Source organism: Tsuneonella troitsensis (genome assembly GCF_001441535.1).
GTDB classification, from domain to species: domain Bacteria; phylum Pseudomonadota; class Alphaproteobacteria; order Sphingomonadales; family Sphingomonadaceae; genus Tsuneonella; species Tsuneonella troitsensis.
The window spans coordinates 357532-376837 of the sequence record NZ_LMAU01000002.1; the positions used below are offsets into that span (position 1 = coordinate 357532).

At 65.3% G+C, this 19306-nt stretch carries 20 protein-coding genes; 10 read left to right on the plus strand and 10 right to left on the minus strand.

Features of this window, described 5'->3' with window-relative positions; genetic code table 11:
- Window positions 1-21: 21 nt before the first annotated feature.
- Window positions 22-870, plus strand: coding sequence for a KPN_02809 family neutral zinc metallopeptidase (gene ypfJ / locus AR323_RS05320; RefSeq protein ID WP_057882913.1), 849 nt, complete (start codon window positions 22-24; stop codon window positions 868-870).
- A 109-nt stretch (window positions 871-979) separates the two neighbouring features.
- Window positions 980-1498 carry a hypothetical protein gene (locus AR323_RS05325; protein ID WP_200956679.1) on the plus strand — a complete coding sequence of 173 codons (519 nt, stop codon included), beginning with the start codon at window positions 980-982 and terminating at the stop codon, window positions 1496-1498.
- Window positions 1499-1582: 84 nt separating this feature from the next.
- Here the strand turns inward: AR323_RS05325 and AR323_RS05330 are convergent, their stop codons facing one another.
- Both AR323_RS05330 and AR323_RS05335 read right to left on the minus strand, forming a co-directional pair.
- Window positions 1583-3199: a M56 family metallopeptidase gene (locus tag AR323_RS05330; protein ID WP_057882914.1), complete on the minus strand. Its 1617-nt coding sequence runs from the start codon at window positions 3197-3199 to the stop codon at window positions 1583-1585.
- Window positions 3196-3582, minus strand: a complete 387-nt coding sequence (locus AR323_RS05335) for a BlaI/MecI/CopY family transcriptional regulator (RefSeq protein WP_057882915.1) — start codon at window positions 3580-3582, stop codon at window positions 3196-3198. Before AR323_RS05335 ends, AR323_RS05330 begins: the two co-directional genes overlap by 4 nt.
- A gap of 128 nt (window positions 3583-3710) precedes the next feature.
- Here AR323_RS05335 and AR323_RS05340 point away from each other — a divergent pair, with 128 nt between their 5' ends.
- The 3 genes from AR323_RS05340 to AR323_RS05350 all read left to right on the plus strand — a co-directional run bounded on the left by AR323_RS05340 (window position 3711) and on the right by AR323_RS05350 (window position 6599).
- Window positions 3711-4874, plus strand: a complete 1164-nt coding sequence (locus AR323_RS05340; RefSeq protein ID WP_057883183.1) for an alpha-hydroxy acid oxidase — start codon at window positions 3711-3713, stop codon at window positions 4872-4874.
- Between the two features lie 62 nt (window positions 4875-4936).
- Window positions 4937-5959 (plus strand): winged helix-turn-helix domain-containing protein, encoded by a 1023-nt coding sequence (locus tag AR323_RS05345; protein ID WP_057882916.1) that lies wholly within the window; start codon window positions 4937-4939, stop codon window positions 5957-5959.
- A gap of 91 nt (window positions 5960-6050) precedes the next feature.
- Window positions 6051-6599, plus strand: coding sequence for a hypothetical protein (locus tag AR323_RS05350; protein WP_057882917.1), 549 nt, complete (start codon window positions 6051-6053; stop codon window positions 6597-6599).
- 40 nt (window positions 6600-6639) lie between these two features.
- Here the strand turns inward: AR323_RS05350 and sdhA are convergent, their stop codons facing one another.
- From sdhA to sdhC, 3 genes are read right to left on the minus strand one after another with little or no spacing between them, the layout of a single operon-like run.
- Entirely contained in the window at window positions 6640-8463 is a 1824-nt protein-coding gene (gene sdhA / locus AR323_RS05355) for a succinate dehydrogenase flavoprotein subunit (RefSeq protein ID WP_057882918.1), read from the minus strand.
- The gene (sdhD, locus tag AR323_RS05360) at window positions 8463-8849 is read right to left on the minus strand and encodes a succinate dehydrogenase, hydrophobic membrane anchor protein (protein WP_057882919.1); all 387 of its coding nucleotides are present in this window, start codon (window positions 8847-8849) and stop codon (window positions 8463-8465) included. The genes sdhA and sdhD overlap by 1 nt, the downstream gene beginning before the upstream one ends.
- 13 nt (window positions 8850-8862) lie before the next feature.
- Window positions 8863-9240 (minus strand): succinate dehydrogenase, cytochrome b556 subunit, encoded by a 378-nt coding sequence (sdhC, locus tag AR323_RS05365; RefSeq protein WP_057882920.1) that lies wholly within the window; start codon window positions 9238-9240, stop codon window positions 8863-8865.
- 95 nt (window positions 9241-9335) lie between these two features.
- Between sdhC and AR323_RS05370 the strand changes: the two genes are divergently transcribed.
- The 5 genes from AR323_RS05370 to AR323_RS05390 are packed head-to-tail and all read left to right on the plus strand — an operon-like array spanning window position 9336 to window position 12958.
- Window positions 9336-10043 carry an SDR family NAD(P)-dependent oxidoreductase gene (locus tag AR323_RS05370; RefSeq protein WP_057883184.1) on the plus strand — a complete coding sequence of 236 codons (708 nt, stop codon included), beginning with the start codon at window positions 9336-9338 and terminating at the stop codon, window positions 10041-10043.
- 40 nt (window positions 10044-10083) lie between these two features.
- Window positions 10084-10992, plus strand: a complete 909-nt coding sequence (gene bla / locus AR323_RS05375) for a subclass B3 metallo-beta-lactamase (RefSeq protein ID WP_235510461.1) — start codon at window positions 10084-10086, stop codon at window positions 10990-10992.
- Window positions 10985-11890 carry a 50S ribosomal protein L11 methyltransferase gene (locus AR323_RS05380; protein WP_235510462.1) on the plus strand — a complete coding sequence of 302 codons (906 nt, stop codon included), beginning with the start codon at window positions 10985-10987 and terminating at the stop codon, window positions 11888-11890. Before bla ends, AR323_RS05380 begins: the two co-directional genes overlap by 8 nt.
- Window positions 11863-12537, plus strand: a complete 675-nt coding sequence (locus AR323_RS05385) for a DUF2459 domain-containing protein (RefSeq protein ID WP_235510463.1) — start codon at window positions 11863-11865, stop codon at window positions 12535-12537. The genes AR323_RS05380 and AR323_RS05385 overlap by 28 nt, the downstream gene beginning before the upstream one ends.
- Before the next feature lie 43 nt (window positions 12538-12580).
- Window positions 12581-12958, plus strand: a complete 378-nt coding sequence (locus AR323_RS05390) for a PilZ domain-containing protein (RefSeq protein WP_057882922.1) — start codon at window positions 12581-12583, stop codon at window positions 12956-12958.
- On the opposite strand, the gene AR323_RS05395 is transcribed toward AR323_RS05390, so the two are convergent.
- From AR323_RS05395 to AR323_RS05415, 5 genes are all read right to left on the minus strand, one after another.
- Window positions 12955-13206 carry a hypothetical protein gene (locus AR323_RS05395; RefSeq protein ID WP_057882923.1) on the minus strand — a complete coding sequence of 84 codons (252 nt, stop codon included), beginning with the start codon at window positions 13204-13206 and terminating at the stop codon, window positions 12955-12957. The genes AR323_RS05390 and AR323_RS05395 overlap by 4 nt on opposite strands.
- A 65-nt stretch (window positions 13207-13271) precedes the next feature.
- Entirely contained in the window at window positions 13272-15332 is a 2061-nt protein-coding gene (ligA, locus tag AR323_RS05400) for an NAD-dependent DNA ligase LigA (RefSeq protein WP_057882924.1), read from the minus strand.
- A complete protein-coding gene (locus AR323_RS05405; protein WP_057882925.1) occupies window positions 15329-16198 on the minus strand; it encodes an alpha/beta hydrolase in 870 nt (289 codons plus the stop codon). Before AR323_RS05405 ends, ligA begins: the two co-directional genes overlap by 4 nt.
- Before the next feature lies 1 nt (window position 16199).
- Complete coding sequence (gene recN, locus AR323_RS05410; protein WP_057882926.1) at window positions 16200-17864, minus strand: DNA repair protein RecN; 1665 nt, start codon at window positions 17862-17864, stop codon at window positions 16200-16202.
- 68 nt (window positions 17865-17932) lie between these two features.
- A complete protein-coding gene (locus AR323_RS05415; protein WP_057882927.1) occupies window positions 17933-19252 on the minus strand; it encodes a GGDEF domain-containing phosphodiesterase in 1320 nt (439 codons plus the stop codon).
- Window positions 19253-19306 lie beyond the last annotated feature (54 nt).

Below are 19306 nucleotides of genomic sequence, written 5' to 3' on the forward strand. Positions count from 1 at the left end.
TCGATAGATGGGGGTTTACGCATGCGGCTCAATCCGTTCGATGCTTCGAAAATCAACGTCGGCGGGGGCGGTGGCGGTTTTCCCGGCGGCGCGGGTGGCGGAATCGGATGCGGGACGATCGCAATCGCGCTGGTTGCCGCGCTCGTATTCGGTGTCGACCCGGCCGCGATGCTTGGAGGACTTCAGCAGAGCGGGCCGGTGGCGACGCAGGAGCAGGGGTCGCCCCAGTCAGCGCAGGAGCTGTGCACCGCGAACGAATACGCAACCGAGTCGTGCAACGCGCTCCAGTCGCTCGACGAAACCTGGCAGCCGGCCTTTGCGGCAGCAGGCATTCCGTTCAAGCAACCGCGGCTCTGGTTTATATCGGGAGGCGGGGTGAACACCGCTTGCGGACCGGGCTCGAGCGCGATGGGCCCTTTCTACTGCCCTGCAGATCAAACCATTTACATCGATACCGCGTTTTACGATCAGATGGCCCGCCAGCTCGGCGCTCAGGGGGATTTCGCCCGATACTACGTCATCGCCCACGAGTACGGTCATCACATTCAGACGCTGACCGGCGTGGCGAGTCAGATACGCAGCGTTCAAAGCCAGAATCCCCAAGCGGCGAACCAGTTGCAGGTTCGCATGGAACTGCAGGCCGACTGCTATGCGGGGGTCTGGGCCGGAAAGAACCGAAACCTCATTGAACCGGGAGATTTCGAGGAAGGCATGACCGCAGCCAGCGCCATCGGCGACGACAACCTGACCGGAGGTCGGGTCAGCGCGGAGAACTTCACTCACGGCACCAGTGCACAACGATCCGAAGCCCTACGCGCCGGAATTCAGTCCGCCGATGACACTGTTTGTGACCGCTATGTCCAGATCTGACGCCGCCCTTGCGGCTGCCCTCGCCCTCTCGCTGCTCTCCTCACCCGCGCTCGCTCAGGATCAGGACGAGCCGGCGGCGAACCGCACTCCGAATGCAGAGGACGTGGCGATGACCCCGATCACCGACCTCAATCTGGCGAAGGATGAGATTCCGTCCGCGCTGCTGGCTGCCCAGGCCGGTCCCTACGCCAGCGTCGGGATTCGGACGTGCGACGACATTGCCGCCGCGATCGCGCCGCTCGACGCGGCGCTGGGTCCGGACATGGACGTCGTGGAAAGCGAAAACGACCGGATCAGCGCAGGTTCGGTGGCCAAGAGCGTGGTGGCCTCGTTCATCCCGTTTCGCGGCATCCTGCGTGAACTCACGGGCGCTGCGGAACACCAGCGCAATTTCCAGGCCGCCATTTATGCCGGCGCGGTGCGCCGCGGCTACCTCAAAGGCTTGGGCGAACAGCGGAACTGCCCGTATCCTGCCCGCCCGGCATTCGCCCGGGTTGAAATGGCAAGCGGGAAGAATACAGGGCCTGCCGCCGCCCCCTCGAGCGAAACGCCTGGTTTCGTTTCCGAACCGGTGGTCCAAGATATCTCCAAAGAAACCGGCGCGCAGCCTCGGGGAAATCGCCGCTGATTTGAAAACGGGGACGGCCGCGCCGTCCCCGCCCCTCCGCCGCGAACCGGGGACTGTTCGCGGGTATGCCAGGTAGGAGGGTCGTCAGCCCTTGTTCTCGCGCTCGAGCCGCTCGATTTCGCGGTCGAGGTCTTCGAGGACTTCCTTGCGGACTTCCTCGCTCATCGCGGAATTCCCTGCAATCGTCGCACGAGCCGCACGGAGGCCACCGGCCGCGCCCATCAGCACCGACTTCTGGCAGAACCGGAACACGCGCCGTCCGTCTTCGGTCTTCGCCTCGCTCGAGCCGCCCTTGTCATCGCACGACATTTCGACGCGAGGCGCCATACGCGCGCTGAGCTCCGCCATCTTGCGGGACCTTTCGCCCAGCTCCGCCATCTTCTTCGAGTCGATGACGATCGTGCCAGCGATCTCCTTGTCGAGATTGGCCATCCGTTCCTCGAGGCGCTTCATCGCCTCTGCGAACTTCGGGTCGTCGGGGTTAAATTCCTTGCCGTCGATCCCGCGAAAATGAAACCGCATCGCATCGTGTTCGCCGGCGCCCTTCGCACCGAGGTGCTCGGCCTTGCCATCGCGAATGATGACGACGCGGCGCTCTTTTTTCACGCCGTCCTTGGCCTCGCCCTCATCGCCGCTTTCGATGACGATACGCTGCACCGAAATCGGGCTCTCGGGCGGTAGCGGCGGGGTCGGCGCTTCCGGCGCATCAGGTGCTGCCGACGGAACCGGCGCTTCGGGTGGGAGTGGTGCTTCGGGAGCCTCGCTCTGCGCGTAGGTGATCGATGCGGTCAGCGGCAGCGCGAGCGCCGCAAAGCCGATCAGGGTACCGCCCATGCGGCGGCGGCGGATGGAATGATCGGTCATCGTCAGGTTCCTCAAACGGTGGATTATGGATTTCTCGCCCAGCACCGGACAGGCCATCGGCGCGGCAAGCGCGGCTCGGGGGGCGGCCGCTGCACCGGCGATGAGTGCTGCGTAGTGCGCCCGCTCGACCCGGTCCCGTCCGTGGACGACGCGGGCATCGCAGGCTGCCTCCTGGTCGCGGCGCATGGCGTTCCAGCCGAGCCTGGAGAGCGGATTGAACCAGTGAATCGCAAACAGCGGCAGGGCAGCGAAGTTGGCGAACAAATCGTGCGCGCGATGGTGGGCAAGCTCGTGCGCGAGGGCAAGATCCCGCGCCGCGCGATCCGGAAGCGCCATGAAGCCGACCGGCATCGCAATGACTTTGTCGAACAACCCGAACGCCAACGGCGACCGGGTGGCGTAGGTCTCGACAAGCCGAATGTTGCCGGCGCTGCCTACTGTGTACGCACCGTCCAGCAAATCGCGTCGCAATTGCCGGTAGGCCAAAAGCCGCAATGCGATGTACGTCGCCGCACCCAGCAACCACACCGCGACCAGCAGCGGAGTCAGGCTTTCCCACCAAGCGGCGGGCGCCTGCGCGGAGGGAGCGCTTGCCGCTTCCATTGCCGCGAGGGCTGCAATCAGTTCCGGCGTGGCCTCGACCGATTGAGCAGCTGGCAAGGCTGACGGGGTCGGGGCCTCCAGTACGAGCGGCGGCATGATCAGTCGCATGAGCGGCAAGGCCCATAGCGCATAGGCAATCTTTGCCCCGAAATGCCGAGCGACCGGCTGGCGAACCGCAAGGACGAGGGCGATCAGCACCCCTGTCCAGACGAGCGTGTCGAGAAGCCAGGTCATCGGCGTAGCTCCTTCACCAGCGCCTCGATCTCGGCGAGGTCCTCCTCGGTAAGGGCTTCGGATTCGGCCAGGTGGGCGAACAGCGGGGCGGCTCGTCCACCGAAAAGGCGTTCGACCAGTCGCTTCGATTCGCTGCCGAGGTAGTCGGAGCGTTCCACCAGCGGTGAATATAAAAAGCGCCGCCCGTCGGGTTCGGTTGCAACCGCGCCCTTCGACACCAGCCGGCCCAGTAGGGTTTTGACCGTGGGCATCGACCAGTCGCGCTCGGCACAGACGCGTTCGCACACGTCGACCGCCGTTAGCGGGCTTTCCGACCACAGAGCTTCCATGACCGCGTGTTCGGCTTCACTGATCCGTTCCGACGGTATGTCCGTATCTGCCATCGTGCCCTCCCCGACGTCGATTACATCTGTAGCTGTATCGACTACGCCTGTAAACCTGAAGCGTGGATGAATGGCTGTTCAGGTCCTCTTGCGACAACTAGACAAACGCAATGGACCGCGATCGACCCATGTCCCACGCCGTGCACAGCTTGGGCGACTGTCACAACATCATGGATTTCCGCACGCTGGCCAGGCGCCGGCTGCCCTATCCGGTGTTTCACTATATCGACGGCGGTGGCGACGACGAACGAACATTGGCGCGCAATACCGCTGCTTTCGATGACATCGACCTCGTGCCGAATGTTCTCGCCGGTGTAGGCACTATCGATACTTCCACCACTCTCATGGGCCGCGAGACCAGCCTGCCGCTGATCCTCAGCCCCACGGCTTTGCAACGCATCTTCCACTGGCAGGGCGAGCGGGCCGTCGCCCGCGTGGCCGAGCGGCACAACCTGTGGTTCGGCATCTCCAGCCTCTCGAGCGTCAGTATCGAGGAGATCGGCGCGAATTATGCCGGTCCCAAGATGCTGCAGTACTATTACCACAAGGATCGCGGGCTGAATGCGGCGCTGGTCGAGCGCGCCCGCGCGGCGAAGTTCGATGCCATCGCGCTGACCGTCGATACGATCGTTTCGGGCAACCGCGAACGGTGCAAACGGAGCGGCTTCACCACCCCTCCCCGCCTTTCCCCGTCCAGCTTCCTGTCGTACGCGACCAGACCCGCGTGGGCGCTCAACTTCCTGTTCCGCGAGCGCTTCAGCCTGCCGAACCTCGAAACACATGTCGCCGAGGGCAGCCGGCGGGCGATATCGATCCAGGACTATTTCAACGGGATGCTCGATCCCGACATGGACTGGACTGCGGTCGAGAAGTTGCGCGACGACTGGGGCGGCACGTTCTGCCTCAAGGGCGTGATGAGCGTAGCCGATGCCCGCCGCGCCGCCGATATCGGCTGCGACGCGATCATGGTGTCCAACCATGGTGGCAGGCAGCTCGACGGCAGCCGCGCCCCCTTCGACCAGTTGGAAGAGATCGTGGACGCCGTCGGCGACCGGATCGAAGTGATTTGCGACGGCGGCGTCCGCCGCGGCACGCACGTGCTCAAGGCGCTCGCGACCGGCGCCGCTGCGGCGTCGGGGGGCCGTCTTTACCTCTACGCGCTCGCTGCGGCGGGCGAAGCTGGCGTGGAGCGAGCCATCGCGATCCTGCGCCAAGAGATCGAGCGGGGAATGCGGCTCATGGGTGTTCGATCGGTCGCCGAGCTGAACCGGGACATGCTCCGCCGACGATAGCGTCCACAGCAGACTGACCGAACAGGCTGGCGGCAGGTGCTTTTTTCCGTATCGAATGCGCCATGCCCGATGGCGAATACCGTTTCGGCCCTTTCCATCTCGATGCGGACGAGCGCAGGCTAACGCGCGAGGGCGCTGCGATCGAAGTCAGCGGGCGATATCTCGACGCGTTGATTCTGCTGGTGTCCGAACCTGGGCGGCTGGTCAGCAAAGATCGCTTCATGGACGAGGTCTGGCGCGGCGTGCCGGTCACGGACGAAGCTTTGACCCAGTGCATTCGGGCCCTCCGCCGTGCGCTGGGCGACGATGCGGCAAACCCGCGATTCATCGAAACAGTGCCGCGCTACGGGTATCGCTTTATCGCGCTGTCGGATGCCCCACGACCTGATCAGTCGGTGGCGAATAACGCGCGGCGTTTTCCGTGGACCGACATCGCACGCGACAGCGGCGCCGCGGCACTCGGCGGTGCGATAGCCGGCGTGGTCGGCGCACTGGCCTATGTCGCGGCAGGCCTCGTTTCGCCGGGCATAGGTGCAGCCTCCACGCTGCTCGTACTGGTGAGTGTCAACTTGCTTCTCGGGCTCGCTGGCGGGCTTTTCGTCGGTGCCGGGATGGCGATTGCCGGCCGAAACGGAAGGGCGTCGCCGGCCATGATCGTCGGCGCCGCGCTGGGAGGGCTGGTGGTCGGCGCCATCGGGCGAACTGTCGGCAGCGATTTATTGACCCTGTTTTTCGGCCGCGCGCCTGGATCGATCACCGGAGCGTTCGAGGGATTGACCGTGGGTGCGGCGACCGGCCTTGCCGCGTGGCTCGCCTTGCGTCCGGGGCGCACGTCTCCCGTGCTGCGAACCGGAATCGCTGCGGCAATCGGAGCCATCACTGGCGTCGGAATTGCGTTGAGCGGCGGTCGGCTGATGATCGGCAGCCTGGCATCGCTGGCCGCCGAATTTCCGCAAACCAATCTGCGGCTCGAGACGCTCACCCCGCTGATGCTGTCGACCGCGACGGCGATGGAGGCCGCGCTGTTCGCCGGCTTCGTGACGGCAGCACTTCTCTGGTCCCGAAGGCTTTCCCAAACATCCTGAGCGCGGATTTCAGCGATCCATCATCGAAGGCTCATGACCCTCATCGGCCAAGAGCGCCAAACGGCTCCTCGCAATGACGAGGAGAATTCGAATGACTGCAAACCTGATGAGTGACCGGACGACGCGCAACCTGCGGATCGCCGGCTGGACGCTTGCCATCGCCCTGCTGGCGCTGCCTGCAGTGGCCATGCAATTCACCAAGGAAGTGAACTGGACGGCTAGTGATTTCATCTTCGCGGGGGTCGTGTTCGCGGTGGTTGGCGGACTGTTCGAACTCGCGGCCCGCGCCAGCGCCAACATCGCCTATCGCGCGGCGGTGGTCGTCGCGGTGGCGAGCGCCTTCCTGCAACTGTGGATCACGCTCGCCGTCGGTATCATCGGCAGCGAGGACAACCCGGCCAACTGGACCTACATCGCGATGGTCCTGATCGCGATCTCGGTCTCAGCCGTGGCGCAGGGCAAGGCCATACTGATGGCGCGGGCCATGCTGGTCGTGCTGGGTGTGCAGGTTTTGTTCAGCGCACTCCACCTGATCGACGGGCACTTCACGCTTGTGATCGACCTGTTCTTCGCTTCGCTCTGGTTCCTGTCGTCGCGCCTGTTCGCGCGCGCGGCAGGAGAGATCGCCAACCCTGCCTAGGCGGGCAAACGACGATCCTCCTTCGGCGGCGTCCGGTCCGTCAGTAAACCCGCTTCTTGGGATTGATGTACTGGACGTCGTCGGTGAGCGTGTATTCGTGCACCGGGCGGTAATCGATCTTCACCGATCCGCCCTGGCCGCCCCAGCCATCGAACCAGGCGGCGGTGTGCTTCATCCAGTTTGCATCGTCGCGCTCGGGGAAATCCTCGTGCGCGTGGGCCCCGCGGCTTTCCTTGCGGTTGTAGGCGCTCGCCATCGTCACGCTTGCTTGTGCGATGAGGTTGTCCAGTTCCAGCGTCTCGACGAGATCGGTATTCCAGATCAGGGAGCGGTCGGTAACCGCGATGTCCTGCATCGAGGCATAGATGCCCGTCAGCTTGTCGACGCCTTCCTTCATCAAGTCGTTGTTGCGGAAGACAGCCGCGTGCTGCGTCATCGCCTGCTGCATGTTGCGGCGGATTTCCGCGGTCGGCGCCCCGCCCTTGGCGTTGCGGAAGCGGTCGAGGCGAGTCAGCGCCAGATCGGCGCTGTCCTTGGGCAGTTCGTCATGCGCGGTGCCCGGCTTGATCAGTTCCTTGAGACGATGACCCGTCGCGCGGCCGAACACCACGAGGTCGATCAGCGAGTTCGAGCCGAGGCGGTTCGCACCATGGACCGAGACGCAAGCCGCCTCGCCCACCGCGAACAGCCCGGGCACCACCGTTTCCGGGTTTCCGTCGGCGCCGATGGTCACGACTTCGCCGTGATAGTTACAGGGTATGCCGCCCATGTTGTAGTGGACCGTAGGCGACACCGGCAGCGGCTGGCGCGTCAGGTCGACATTGGCGAATATCTTGCCGCTTTCGGTGATGCCCGGCAGCCGCTCGGCCAGGATCTTCGGATCGATGTGGTCGAGGTGCAGGAAGATGTGGTCCTTGTTCGGGCCGACGCCCCGGCCTTCGCGGATTTCGAGCGCCATCGAGCGGCTCACGACATCGCGGCTGGCGAGGTCCTTCGCGCTCGGGGCATAGCGTTCCATGAAACGCTCGCCCTCCGAATTGGTAAGGTAGCCGCCTTCGCCGCGCGCACCCTCGGTGATGAGGACGCCCGCGCCGTAGATGCCGGTCGGGTGGAACTGGACGAACTCCATGTCCTGTAACGGCAGCCCGGCGCGCAGGACCATGCCGCCGCCGTCTCCGGTACAAGTGTGCGCGCTGGTCGCGGTGAAATAACAGCGGCCATAGCCTCCGGTCGCCAGCACGACCGACTTGGCACGGAAGCGGTGGATCGATCCGTCGTCGAGACACAGCGCGATCACGCCGACGCAGGCGCCGTCCTTCATGATTAGGTCGATCGCGAAGTATTCGATGAAGAAGTCCGCATCGTACTTCAGGCTCTGCTGGTAGAGCGCGTGGAGCATCGCGTGCCCGGTGCGGTCTGCCGCGGCAGCGGTGCGCTGAACCGGCGGGCCTTCGCCCATGTTCTGCATGTGACCGCCGAAGGGGCGCTGGTAAATCGTGCCGTCGGGATTCCGGCTGAATGGGACGCCTGCGTGCTCCAGCTCGTACACGGCCTGGGGAGCTTCGCGCACCATGTATTCGATGGCGTCCTGATCGCCGAGCCAGTCCGATCCCTTGACGGTATCGTACATGTGCCAGGTCCAGTGGTCCGGCGAATTGTTGCCGAGCGAGGCGGCAATGCCGCCTTGCGCCGCGACCGTGTGGCTGCGGGTCGGAAAAACCTTGGTGATGTTCGCGGTCCGCAGCCCGGCCTCGGCCGCGCCCATAGTCGCGCGCAGGCCCGAACCGCCCGCGCCGACCACTACGACATCATAGGTATGGTCGATGATCTTGTAAGCTGAAACACTGGTATTCTGGGCGGCCATCAGGCGGCTCCTGCGAGTGCTATGCGGACGATCGAGAACACGGCAATGCCGGCCCCGGCCACCGCCAGAATGTTGAGCGCCGCGATGGCGGCGAACTTGTTGCCGGGCGTGTGGACGTAATCCTCTACCAGAACCTGCAGGCCGAGGCGGGCGTGCCAGAACACGTTGACCGAGAAGATCGCCAGCGCCGCCGCCGGCAATGGCTCGGCCGCCCAGGCACGCAGCGCCGCATAGTCATGCGACGGAAGCAGCGCCAGGCTGAATGCCAGGAACAGCCCGAGGATCAGGTTGCCGATCGCGGTGAAGCGTTGCAGCAGCCAGTGGTGAGTGCCGTGGTGCGCCGAGCCGAGCCCGCGCACCTTGCCGATCGAAGTACCGTTGCCCATTGCTTCGCTCTCCTCAGCTCAGGACCAGCGCCCAGAAGCCTGCCGTCAGCAGGACCCCGAGCAGCGGAACGACGATGGACCAGGTCTTGTTGGTGGCCAGTTCGTAACCCGCCCCGATATCGAGCACGAAGTGGCGAAGGCCGCTGCTCATGTGGCTGAAAAACGCCCATGACAGGCCGACGAGCACGATCATGCCGGGCACCGAACCCATGATTTCCTGAAAGTTCGCGTAGGATTCGGCACCGCCCGCAAGCGCCGCGAGCCACCAAACCAGCACGCCCAGTCCCACCAGCGCCATGCCGTCGCCGGTTATCCGGTGCAGGATCGAGACCGCCATGTGCGGTCCCCATTTCCAGATTTGCAGATGCGGAGAAAGTGGGCGGTTGGCCATGAAAGGGTCCCGTTTCGAATGCGCCCTCCCCTTAACGCGTTGACCGCATGGCGCAAGCGCTCGACACGCAACGGACGATGAAGGAAAGAGAACACATGACCACCATCCTTCTCACCGGCGCATCGCGTGGAATCGGGGCCGCGGCGCGCGAGGCGCTGGAGGCGCGCGGCTGCCGCGTCATCGGACAGGCGACGCGCGCCGAAACCGGCATCATCGCTGCCGATTTCGCCGACCCGCAGGCTCCGCAGGCTCTGTGGGAAAGCGCGCTGGAGATGGCAGGCGGACGGATAGACGTGCTGGTGAACAACGCCGGCCTGTTCGCCGCAAACCCGCTCGATTCGTCCGACATCGCCTGGCTCGACGGGTGGGAGGATACGTTGCGGATCAACCTTACCTCCGCCGCGCAACTCTCGCGCTTCGCGGTGCGGCACTGGCAAGCCGATGGCCGGCCGGGACGCGTGGTTCACGTGGCAAGCCGCGCGGGGCACCGCGGCGATTCGCCGGCGCACTGGCATTACGCGGCGGCCAAAGGCGGAATGCTCGCCCTCCACAAGACGATCGCCCGCCAGTACGCTGCGAACGGCATCCTCAGCTATGCGATCGCACCGGGATTTACCGATACCGACATGGCCGGGGACTACCTCGCGAGCCGCGGCGGACCTGGCCTGCTCGCGGACATTCCGTTGGGCCGTGTCGCAACGCCGCAGGAAATCGCGACGATGATCGTGTTTTGTGCACTCGACGCCCCGCCGAGCATGACCGGCGCGACGATGGATGCCAACGGAGCCAGTTATGTTCGCTAGATGTTTGCCCGCCCTCGCCTTGCTTGCCGGATGCGCTCCGGTGCCCCCTCCCAGCGATAGCGGACCTGCAACGGCAGAGATGCCGAACCGCCTGGCCGACGCGAACGGCGCCGCCGCGTTCGTCGAGGCCTGCAAGGAGTGGGACGACTGGGACAAGCCCGCTCCTCCGTTTCAGGTGCTGGGCGGCACCTGGTATGTCGGGACCTGCGGGATCTCTTCCATCCTAGTCGCTGACCCTTCGGGCCACATCCTGATCGATAGCGGCACCGAAAAGGGCGCCGAAGTGGTGCTGGCGAACCTGCGCACCATCGGCGTCGACCCCACAGACATTCGCTACATCCTGGCGAGCCACGAACACTTCGACCATGTCGGCGGTCACGCCGTGCTGGTTCGCGCTACGGGTGCCAAGGTCGTATCCTCGGCCGAGGCTGCCGACGTGTTTCGCACCGGCAGGACCGGCCCCGACGATCCGCAGGCCGATCTGGATCACCCGGCCATGGCACCAGTCGTGGTCGATCGGATCGTGCGCGACGGCGAAGAGATCGCCCTGAACGTCGATCCGTCGATGACAGAGAACCGGCTCAAGGCCCAGGCGACACCCGGCCACACCGCGGGTGCACTCAGCTGGACATGGGCCGCCTGCAATTCTCCCGGCGAACCCCCGGTCTGCCGCCGTATCGCCTATGTCGACAGCCTTTCGGCGGTGTCGGCCGACGATTACCGGTTCACCGACCATCCCGCATGGGTCGCGTCCTTCCGCAGGAGTTTTGCCAAAGTTGCTGCCTTGCCGTGTGACATCCTGATCACGCCGCATCCATCGGGCAGCAATCTTATCGCCCGGTTGCGTGCGAACAACTTGGAGCCGGTTGGACAGTGCCGGGATTATGCGACGCGTCAGGGTGCTGCCCTCGACAAACGCATCGCTGACGAGAAAACCAAGGGTGGCTGACAGCTGGACCATCCGGGCCGACGTGCCGCGCGAAATCGCCCGCGCGGCGCTGCTCGCGCATGAGGAAGCCGAAGACTGGCCGTCCGAATGGGTTTTGGTCGGCATGGAGATCGCCGACGATCGGCCGGACGATTGGTTCGTGGAAGCCTATCTCCCGCATAAGCCTTCGGCGAGCGATGCGGCCTTTGTCGGGGCGCTGTTCGGTCCGCGTCCGCCGAAACTGGCTATATCGAAAGTCGCTGCGCGGGACTGGGTCACGCTGAGCCAGCAGGGCCTCGACCCGATCGTCGCAGGACCGTTCCGCGTCCGTACTGCCGAGTTCGCGCCCGAGCCCGGCACGATCGATTTCGTGATTCCCGCAAGCCAGGCGTTCGGTACCGGCCATCACGCGACCACCGAGGGATGCCTCGCGATGCTGGCGACGATGAAGGCGCGCGGCATGGTCGTACGCAACCTGGCGGACATTGGAACAGGCACGGGCCTGCTCGCCTTCGCCGGCCTCGCGCTGTGGCCCCGCGCGCTTGCGACGGCGAGCGACATCGACCCGGTCTGCACCGGCGTGGTCGAAGCCAATGCCCGCGCGAACGACGTTTCGCTCGGTGCGGGACGTGGCGCGCTGACGATGGTTGTCGCCGCAGGGATGGACGACGCGCTGCTGCAAGCACGCGGACCCTACGACCTGCTGATCGCCAACATTCTGGCCGGACCGCTGGTGGAACTGGCCCCCGACTTCGCGGACGCGGTGCCTGCCGGTGGCAGCGTCCTGCTCGCAGGCCTGCTCGAAACGCAGGAGCCAACCGTCCGCGCCGCCTATCGCCGGGCGGGCTTCCGCCTTGCGGCCAGAATGGTCAACGGCGACTGGTCGATCCTGTGGCTACGCCGCCGCGCCGTGCGCTGAGGATCGCGGTCAAGGCTCTCGCCTGGGCATTCGCTGCGGTCGGCCTGTTCATGATCGCCGCCTGGGTCGGAAGTGCGATCCCGCGCAATTCCAAATGGACTGAGCCCGCGAGCGGTGTCGAGATCATGGTCGAGACGAACGGCATCCACACCGCGATCGTCCTGCCGCTGGTCACCGCGCAAAAGGACTGGCGCGGCGACTTTCCGGTATCCGACATTCCTGCAGCCGAGCGGCCCTACACCCACGTCTCGGTAAGCTGGGGCGAGCGCGAGGTGTTTCTCGATACACCGACCTGGGCCGATCTGTCGCCGCTGACTGCTTTGCGCGCAGCGACCGGCGGGGATGGCTTGCTCCACGTCGCCCATTACGTCCGGCCCGCGCCTGACGAGAACGCCCGCATCCTTCGCCTCCGTCCCGAGGAATACGTCCGACTGGTCTCGGCGATAGAGGCGCAGGTTGTGCCTGCCGACATGCGCAGGACATTTCTCGGCTATGAGGACTGGGACGTCTTCTACGACGCGCCCGGCACCTATCACCTGGGCAATACCTGCAACCAGTGGACGAGCGATACGCTCGCCGCCGCCGGGGTGAGGACGGGCGTCTGGACGCCGTTCGCGGGCGGCGTGATGAGGTGGGTTCGCCATTGAACGGCTCAAGCAATGCTTAAGAGATGGCGGTTATCCCGAGGCAATGTTTGGGAAGGCGCACAGGCATCGACCGCGGGGCAAGCGGCTCGGCAACCGGCTTCGGCTCGGTGTGCCTGCTGGACTGGTTCTCCCCTACCGAACTCACCGCTGCCGCATCGTCGACGTCTCGGCCAACGGCGCCAGGATTCGTGTCGAAAAGCCGATCCAGACCGACAGGACCGCGATGCTGCATTTCCACGAACTGCGCGCCTACGGAACGGTCGTGTGGTGCCGCGCGGGCGAATGCGGGTTGGCTTTCGACCCCCCGCTTGCGCAGGAAGATATCGAAGGCTTCCTGTGGATCGTGCAGAACCCGGACGCCTACGCACGGTTCTGCGGCACGAGCGGCGGCCGGGACTGGTCGATCGGACTCGGCGGCTAGGCTTGCGAAATCGCTCGAAGCCGCATCTTGTCGAGCTTGCGTAGCCCGAACAAGGGAATGAGCACGGACGCGAGTATCCCCAGGAGCGAGCAAACCGCCGCGTAAACCGCGGCAAGCGTGCAGCCCGCTTGAACCAGCGCCCACAGTACCGGGCCAGCCATAACCAGGCCGCGTATTTCATTGAGGACGAGCAGGAACCCACCCGCGCGCAGCAGGTGGCCCAGCAAGCTGGACAATTCGGCAGTCATCGGAATGCGACCCTTTGGGCTTGGCTATTTCATGACCTACGCCTCACCCCGAAGCCGGTTCCGGATTAGCCTGCGGCCTTGACGATTTCTGCCCAGGCCGCTTCGTCGATCACTTCGATACCGAGTTCTGCAGCCTTCTTCAGTTTGCTCCCCGCACCGGGCCCCGCGACTACCAGGTCGGTTTTCGGGCTGACCGATCCGGCTGCCTTTGCGCCGAGCCGTTCCGCTTGGGCCTTGGCCTCGTCGCGGCTCATCGTTTCGAGTTTGCCCGTGAAGACCACCGTCTTGCCGCTGACGGCACTGGCGGTCGTCTCGACCACGTATGGCGGCGGGTCGACTTCGGAAAGGAGATCGTCCCAAACCGTCTTGTTGTGCTCTTCGTGAAAGAAGTCGCCCAACGCCTCGACAACGACCGGGCCGACGCCGTCGATGGCAGTCAGTTCCGCGAGTGCGTCCGCATCGCCGGCGTGGGCGCGCTCGGCGGCAAGCCTTAGCGCGCCCAGGTCGCCGAAACGTTTCATCAGGTCGCGCGCGGTTACTGCGCCGACGTGCCGAATGCCGAGGCCGAATAGAAGCCGCGCCGCATCCGGCTCGCGCTTGGCCTCGATCGCAGCCAACAGGTTGTCCACAGACTTGTCCTGCCACCCTTCACGTCCCACCAGTTCGCTCCGATGGTCTTTGAGGCGGAAGATATCACCCGGACCGTTGGCCAGCCAGCCGAGTTCGAGAAACTCGGCGATCGACTTCTCACCGAGCCCTTCGATGTCGAGCGCCCCGCGACTTACGAAGTGGCGGAGGCGTTCGAACTGCTGGGCACGGCACACGAGCCCGCCCGTGCATCGCACATCGACCTCGCCCTCTTCCGCGACTGCCTCGCTCCCACAAACCGGGCAGTGATCGGGAAACACGAAGGCCGCGCGCGGCTCGTCGCGTGTCAGGTTCTCGACGACCTGGGGAATTACGTCCCCGGCCCGCTGGATCACGATCCGGTCGCCCTCGCGGAGCCCCAAACGCGCGATCTCATCACGATTGTGCAGCGTGACGTTGGTCACCGTGACGCCACCAACAAGCACACCCGATAGGCGTCCCACCGGGGTCAGCTTGCCGGTGCGGCCGACCTGGATGTCGATCCGCTCGAGCGTCGTTTCCGCTCGCTCCGCGGGGAATTTATGCGCCAGCGCCCATCGCGGCGCCTTTGCGACAAAGCCGAGACGTCCCTGGAGTGCCAGGTCGTCCACCTTGTAGACGACGCCGTCGATGTCGTACGGCAACCCGGCACGTCGATCGCCGATGCCTCGGTAATGTCGCAGCAGATCTTCGACCGAATGGCACAGCACGAGGTCGGGGCTGACGGGCAAGCCCCATTCGCTCATGCGCCGCATCATCGCGAATTGGCTGCCTTCCGGCACCGCGCTCGCCGCACCCCAGCCGTGCGCCCAGAAGCGCAAGGCCCGGTGCGCAGTGATCGCAGGGTCCTTTTGCCGCAGCGATCCAGCCGCAGCGTTGCGAGGGGTCGCGAATATCTTTCCGCCCGCTTCTTGCTGCGCCGCGTTGAGGGCGGCAAAATCCTGCTTCGCCATGTAAATCTCGCCGCGCACCTCGAACACGGCGGGCACGTCGCCGCGCAGTGTCTGGGGGACATCGGGAACGTGCGCGACGTTCGCGGTTACGTCCTCTCCCACCTCCCCGTCACCGCGCGTGGCGGCGCGGACGAGTTTCCCATCTTCGTATCGCAGCGAGCACGAAAGGCCGTCGATCTTGTCCTCGGCCGTAAAATCTAGCGGAGCATCGTCGGAAAGGTTGAGAAATCGACGAATCCGCGCGACGAATTCATCAACTTCGTCGTCGGAAAACGCATTCTCGAGGCTCATCATGCGAACCTCGTGACGCACCTTCGAAAGCGGCGATGCAGCGATTTCGTGCCCGACGATCCGGCTGGGTGAATCGGGCCTGATCAGATGCGGAAATGCCGCCTCCAGCGCTTCATTGCGGCGGACGAGAGCATCGTATTCTGCATCCGAGATCTCGGGCGTGTCTTCGGCGTGATAGAGGCGGTTGTGATGCGCGATCGCCTTTGCGAGCCGCATCAGTTCGTTCGCGGCTTCGGCCTCGGTCGGCTCGCTCATCGGGCTTTCAACACGTCCAGCATGGCGGGTTCGTTCGTGACATACGCCGGATCCGCGGGCGTGATGATCGCGAAGTGACTTGCGCCCGGATTTTCCTGCACCGAAACTGCCGCACCGCCGCCGGCGACCAATTCCAGCGAAGCGGTCGGGGGAGCCGGAAGTTTCGCCTGTACGAAGAGAACTTCGGCGAGTTCGGGTCGAGGCGCGATCGCTTCGAAGCGCTCCCGGCTCGTCCCTCCCATGAACGGACCTACCGACGAAAACTGGCACAAGGCATCGAAGGCGTCACGTTCGGAGCCGAGATCTCCGGGGCCATCGAGAACGATGGCCGCGCGCGCCCGCACCGCCCCATTCCTGCCGGCCGGCCCTTCACCGCCTTGCGGAGTGGCCAGCCACAAGGCCGGCAACGCGCCTGCCGAATGACCGACCAGCGTCACGCGGTCGCGATCGATCGGATATGCTTCGGCTACCGTATCGATCAGTCGTGCCGCAGCGCGCCAATCGGTAAACGAACCCGGCCATCCTCCGCCGTCGCCCACTTCGCGGTAATCGACGTTCAGGCTTGCCACGCCCTGTTCCTGCCAGCGGGTCGCGAGGGGGCTCATGTAGGCCTGATCGGCCACACCCGTCTTGAAGCAACCACCGTGGAATATGACCGCCAATGGGAACGGCCCCTCGCCCTGCGGCAGGCGCAATTCAGCAAATCCGCGCGGATGATCGGCATAGCGCAGGACCGCATCCGGCTTCGACGGCGCAAGGTTGGCATCCGTGCCCCACATTGCACCCTTGGCGGACGGCACAGACACCGGCTCGCTCACCGAACAGCCGGCGCTTGCGGCAAGGACGAAGGGCAGGAGAAAGCGCACGTCACACGCCCTCCAGTAAACGATCGGCCTGTGCGCGGGCCTCTGGTGTGACTTCGGCTCCCGACAGCATTCGCGCGATCTCCTCCTGTCGTTCCGCCGCATCGAGCAAGCTGACCGACGTCCGGGTCACCGTCCCCTCGCTGGTCTTGTGGATGGCGTAATGCGTCCGGCCGCGCGCCGCGACCTGGGGCGAGTGGGTGACCACGAGCACCTGAGCCCCTTCGGCAAGGCGCGACAGCCGCTCGCCGATCGCACTCGCAACGGCGCCCCCGACCCCTCGATCGATCTCGTCGAAGATCATCGTCGCTGCTCCTCCGCGCTCGGCAAGAGCGACCTTGAGCGCCAAGATGAAGCGCGACAGTTCCCCCCCGCTCGCGATCTTGTTGAGCGGGGCGAAATCTGCCCCGGGATTCGTCGCGATCAGGAATTCGGCCGAATCGATTCCGTGCGGTCCCCAGCGATCCTCGGGCAATTCGATTACTGCCGTGCGGAAGCGCGCCGCATCTAGCTTCAAAGGGGCAAGCTCGGCCGCTACCGCCTCATCGAGCCGCGTTGCCGCCTCCAGCCGCACTGCGTGGAGGGCGCGCGCACGCGTTCGATAGTTCTCTCCTGCGGAACGAGCCGCGAGAGCCAGCGCATCGAGTTCCGCCTCGCCACCTTCGATCGCATCGAGGGCGTGGCGGAATTCGCGCATCTTGTCGGGCAACTGGTCGACTTCGCAGCGGTGTTTGCGGGCGATGGCGCGCAAATCGAACAGCCGGGTTTCGGCGCGCTCAAGCGCCAGCGGATCGTGAACGAGCGCCTCCGCAGCGGCTGACAGCTTGTCCTCCGCCTCGCCTGCCTCGATCACCGCGCGATCGAGCGCCGCCAGCGCTTCGGTAAGCAAGGGATGTTCGGCCGCAATTCGGTCCAGTCGCCGAGCAGCAACCCGTAGATAGGCCAGCGGCGAGTCCGAGCCTTCCCACAGGTGTCGCAGTTCCTCGAGATCGCCGGAGAGGCGTTCCCCCTTCTGCATGGAGGAGCGGGTCTCGGCCAGACGAGCCTCTTCTCCCGCCTGCGGTTCGATGGCGGCCAGCTCCGCAAGGTGCGCCAGCAAGAGATCCTGGTCGGCCTGTGCAGTCTCGACCCTGTCACGTACCGCGGCAAGGCGACTTTCGGCGGCGCGCCACTCGGTCCAGGCGCGCGAAACGCCGTCGACTTCGCCACCTGCAAACCTGTCGAGCAAGGCGCGGTGCCCCTTCGGATTGACCAGCCCGCGATCGTCATGCTGCCCATGCAGTTCGACGAGCGAGTTCCCGAGTTCACGGAGAAGGGCAACGCCGACCGGCTGGTCGTTGACGAAGGCCTTGCTGCCCCCATCGGCGCGCAACGTCCTTTTCAGGATCAGCGGCTCGCCTGGATCAAGTTCGATCTCGGCGTCTTCCAGTATCGCGCCGATCCACGCGGGAAGCTGTGCGAACTCGAACGCAGCGACGACGCTCGCCTTGTCCTCACCCGCGCGGACCAGACCGCTTTCGGCACGGTTGCCGAGGATGAGGCCCAGCGCGTCGAGCAGGATCGACTTGCCCGCCCCGGTCTCTCCGGTCAGCACGCCCAGCCCGCTGCGGAATTCGAGGTCGAGCGCCTCTATCAACACGATGTTGCGGATGGACAGGCGCGTCAGCATGGCAGCGCCGATTCCCTAGCCCATGCTCTGCGGCGCGTCACGCATCAGCCGCGTTTTGCCAACAGCGGTCAGTCGCCGACCAGATCGAGGAAGGCCTGAGGCGACAGGGGCGGCGAGCCGAAGTAGCCCTGATACAGGGTACACCCTTCCTCGGCGGCGATCATCCGCTGCGCCTCGTTTTCGATACCCTCGGTCACGACCGTCAAGTCCAGCGCCCCGGCCATCGCGACGATGGCGCGAAGCACTGCGCGATCGCGCGGATCCACTTCGATCCCCTCGATCATCGACCGGTCGAGTTTGAGCATGTCGAGCGCCAGCAACTTCAGGTAGCGGAAATTGCAGAAACCCCCGCCGAAATCGTCGAGCGCGATCCGCATGCCCCGCCCGCGCAGAACCGCGAGCATCGGTGCGACACGCTCGAGGTCATCCAGCAGGACTTGCTCGGTTATCTCGAGCGTCAGTCGGTCGGCCGCGAAGCCCGCCTTTTCAACGAGCGCACCGAAATCGCGCGCGAAGTCGCTGCTCGCCAGATCTGCCGGCGTAACGTTGAGCGACAACCTCAGATCGCTTCGCCATTCCCGCGCGGCACCAAGAGCCGTCCGAGCAATGTGCCGCGAAAGCTGCGCGACGTGGTCGGTTCGTTCGGCGATAGCGAACAGTGCATGGGCCCCGATCAGGCCCACACGGGGGTGTTGCCAGCGTGCAAGCGCCTCTGCGCCGACCAGACGATTGTCAGCCAGGGAATATTGCGGCTGGAACGCGATCTCGATCTCGTCGCGATCGAGCGCGGCCAGCAGATCGGCCTCGAGTTCTGCCGCGCGAATGCCCTCGGGCGCATATCGACGGTCGGCCCACAGGACGCGTGCCCCCGGCCGATCGTGCGCTCGTTCCAGCGTGGCCGCCAGTCTGTCGACGACATGGCCCGGCGTCTCGCCCGGAAGCACCCGCATCAGCGCGATTCGCGGCCAAAGGCGCACTGTTCCCGCGCCGTCGACAGCTACGATCGGTGCGGCAACCGCTTCGGCAACCGCCTCGCCCAGCCACTGCCATCGTTCGCGGCTTATCGGCTGGCGTGCGACTAGGGCGAACTTCCCGCCGCCCAGGCGCGCTGCGAACCAATCGCCGTCGGACAGTTCGTCTTCCGCGAGATGCAGCAGCCTCTTCGTGAGTTCGACAAGGGCACCGTCGCCAGTCGCTTCGCCGTATGCCAGGTTTACCGCATCGAACCGACCGAGACCGACGAGCATGGCGTGGACCGGAGCCGGCCCATCTCCATCACAGTGCGCTGCGCGCCATGTGGCAAGCTGGCCTTCCAGTGCGGCGGCATCGGCAAGTCCTGTCAGGGCATCGCGCCCCGATAGCTCGGTTTGGTGGAAATGGGCCCTCATATGCCCCCGGGATAGCGCGAATTGCGACAGCCCGCCGCCCCCGTGCCGCCCGCG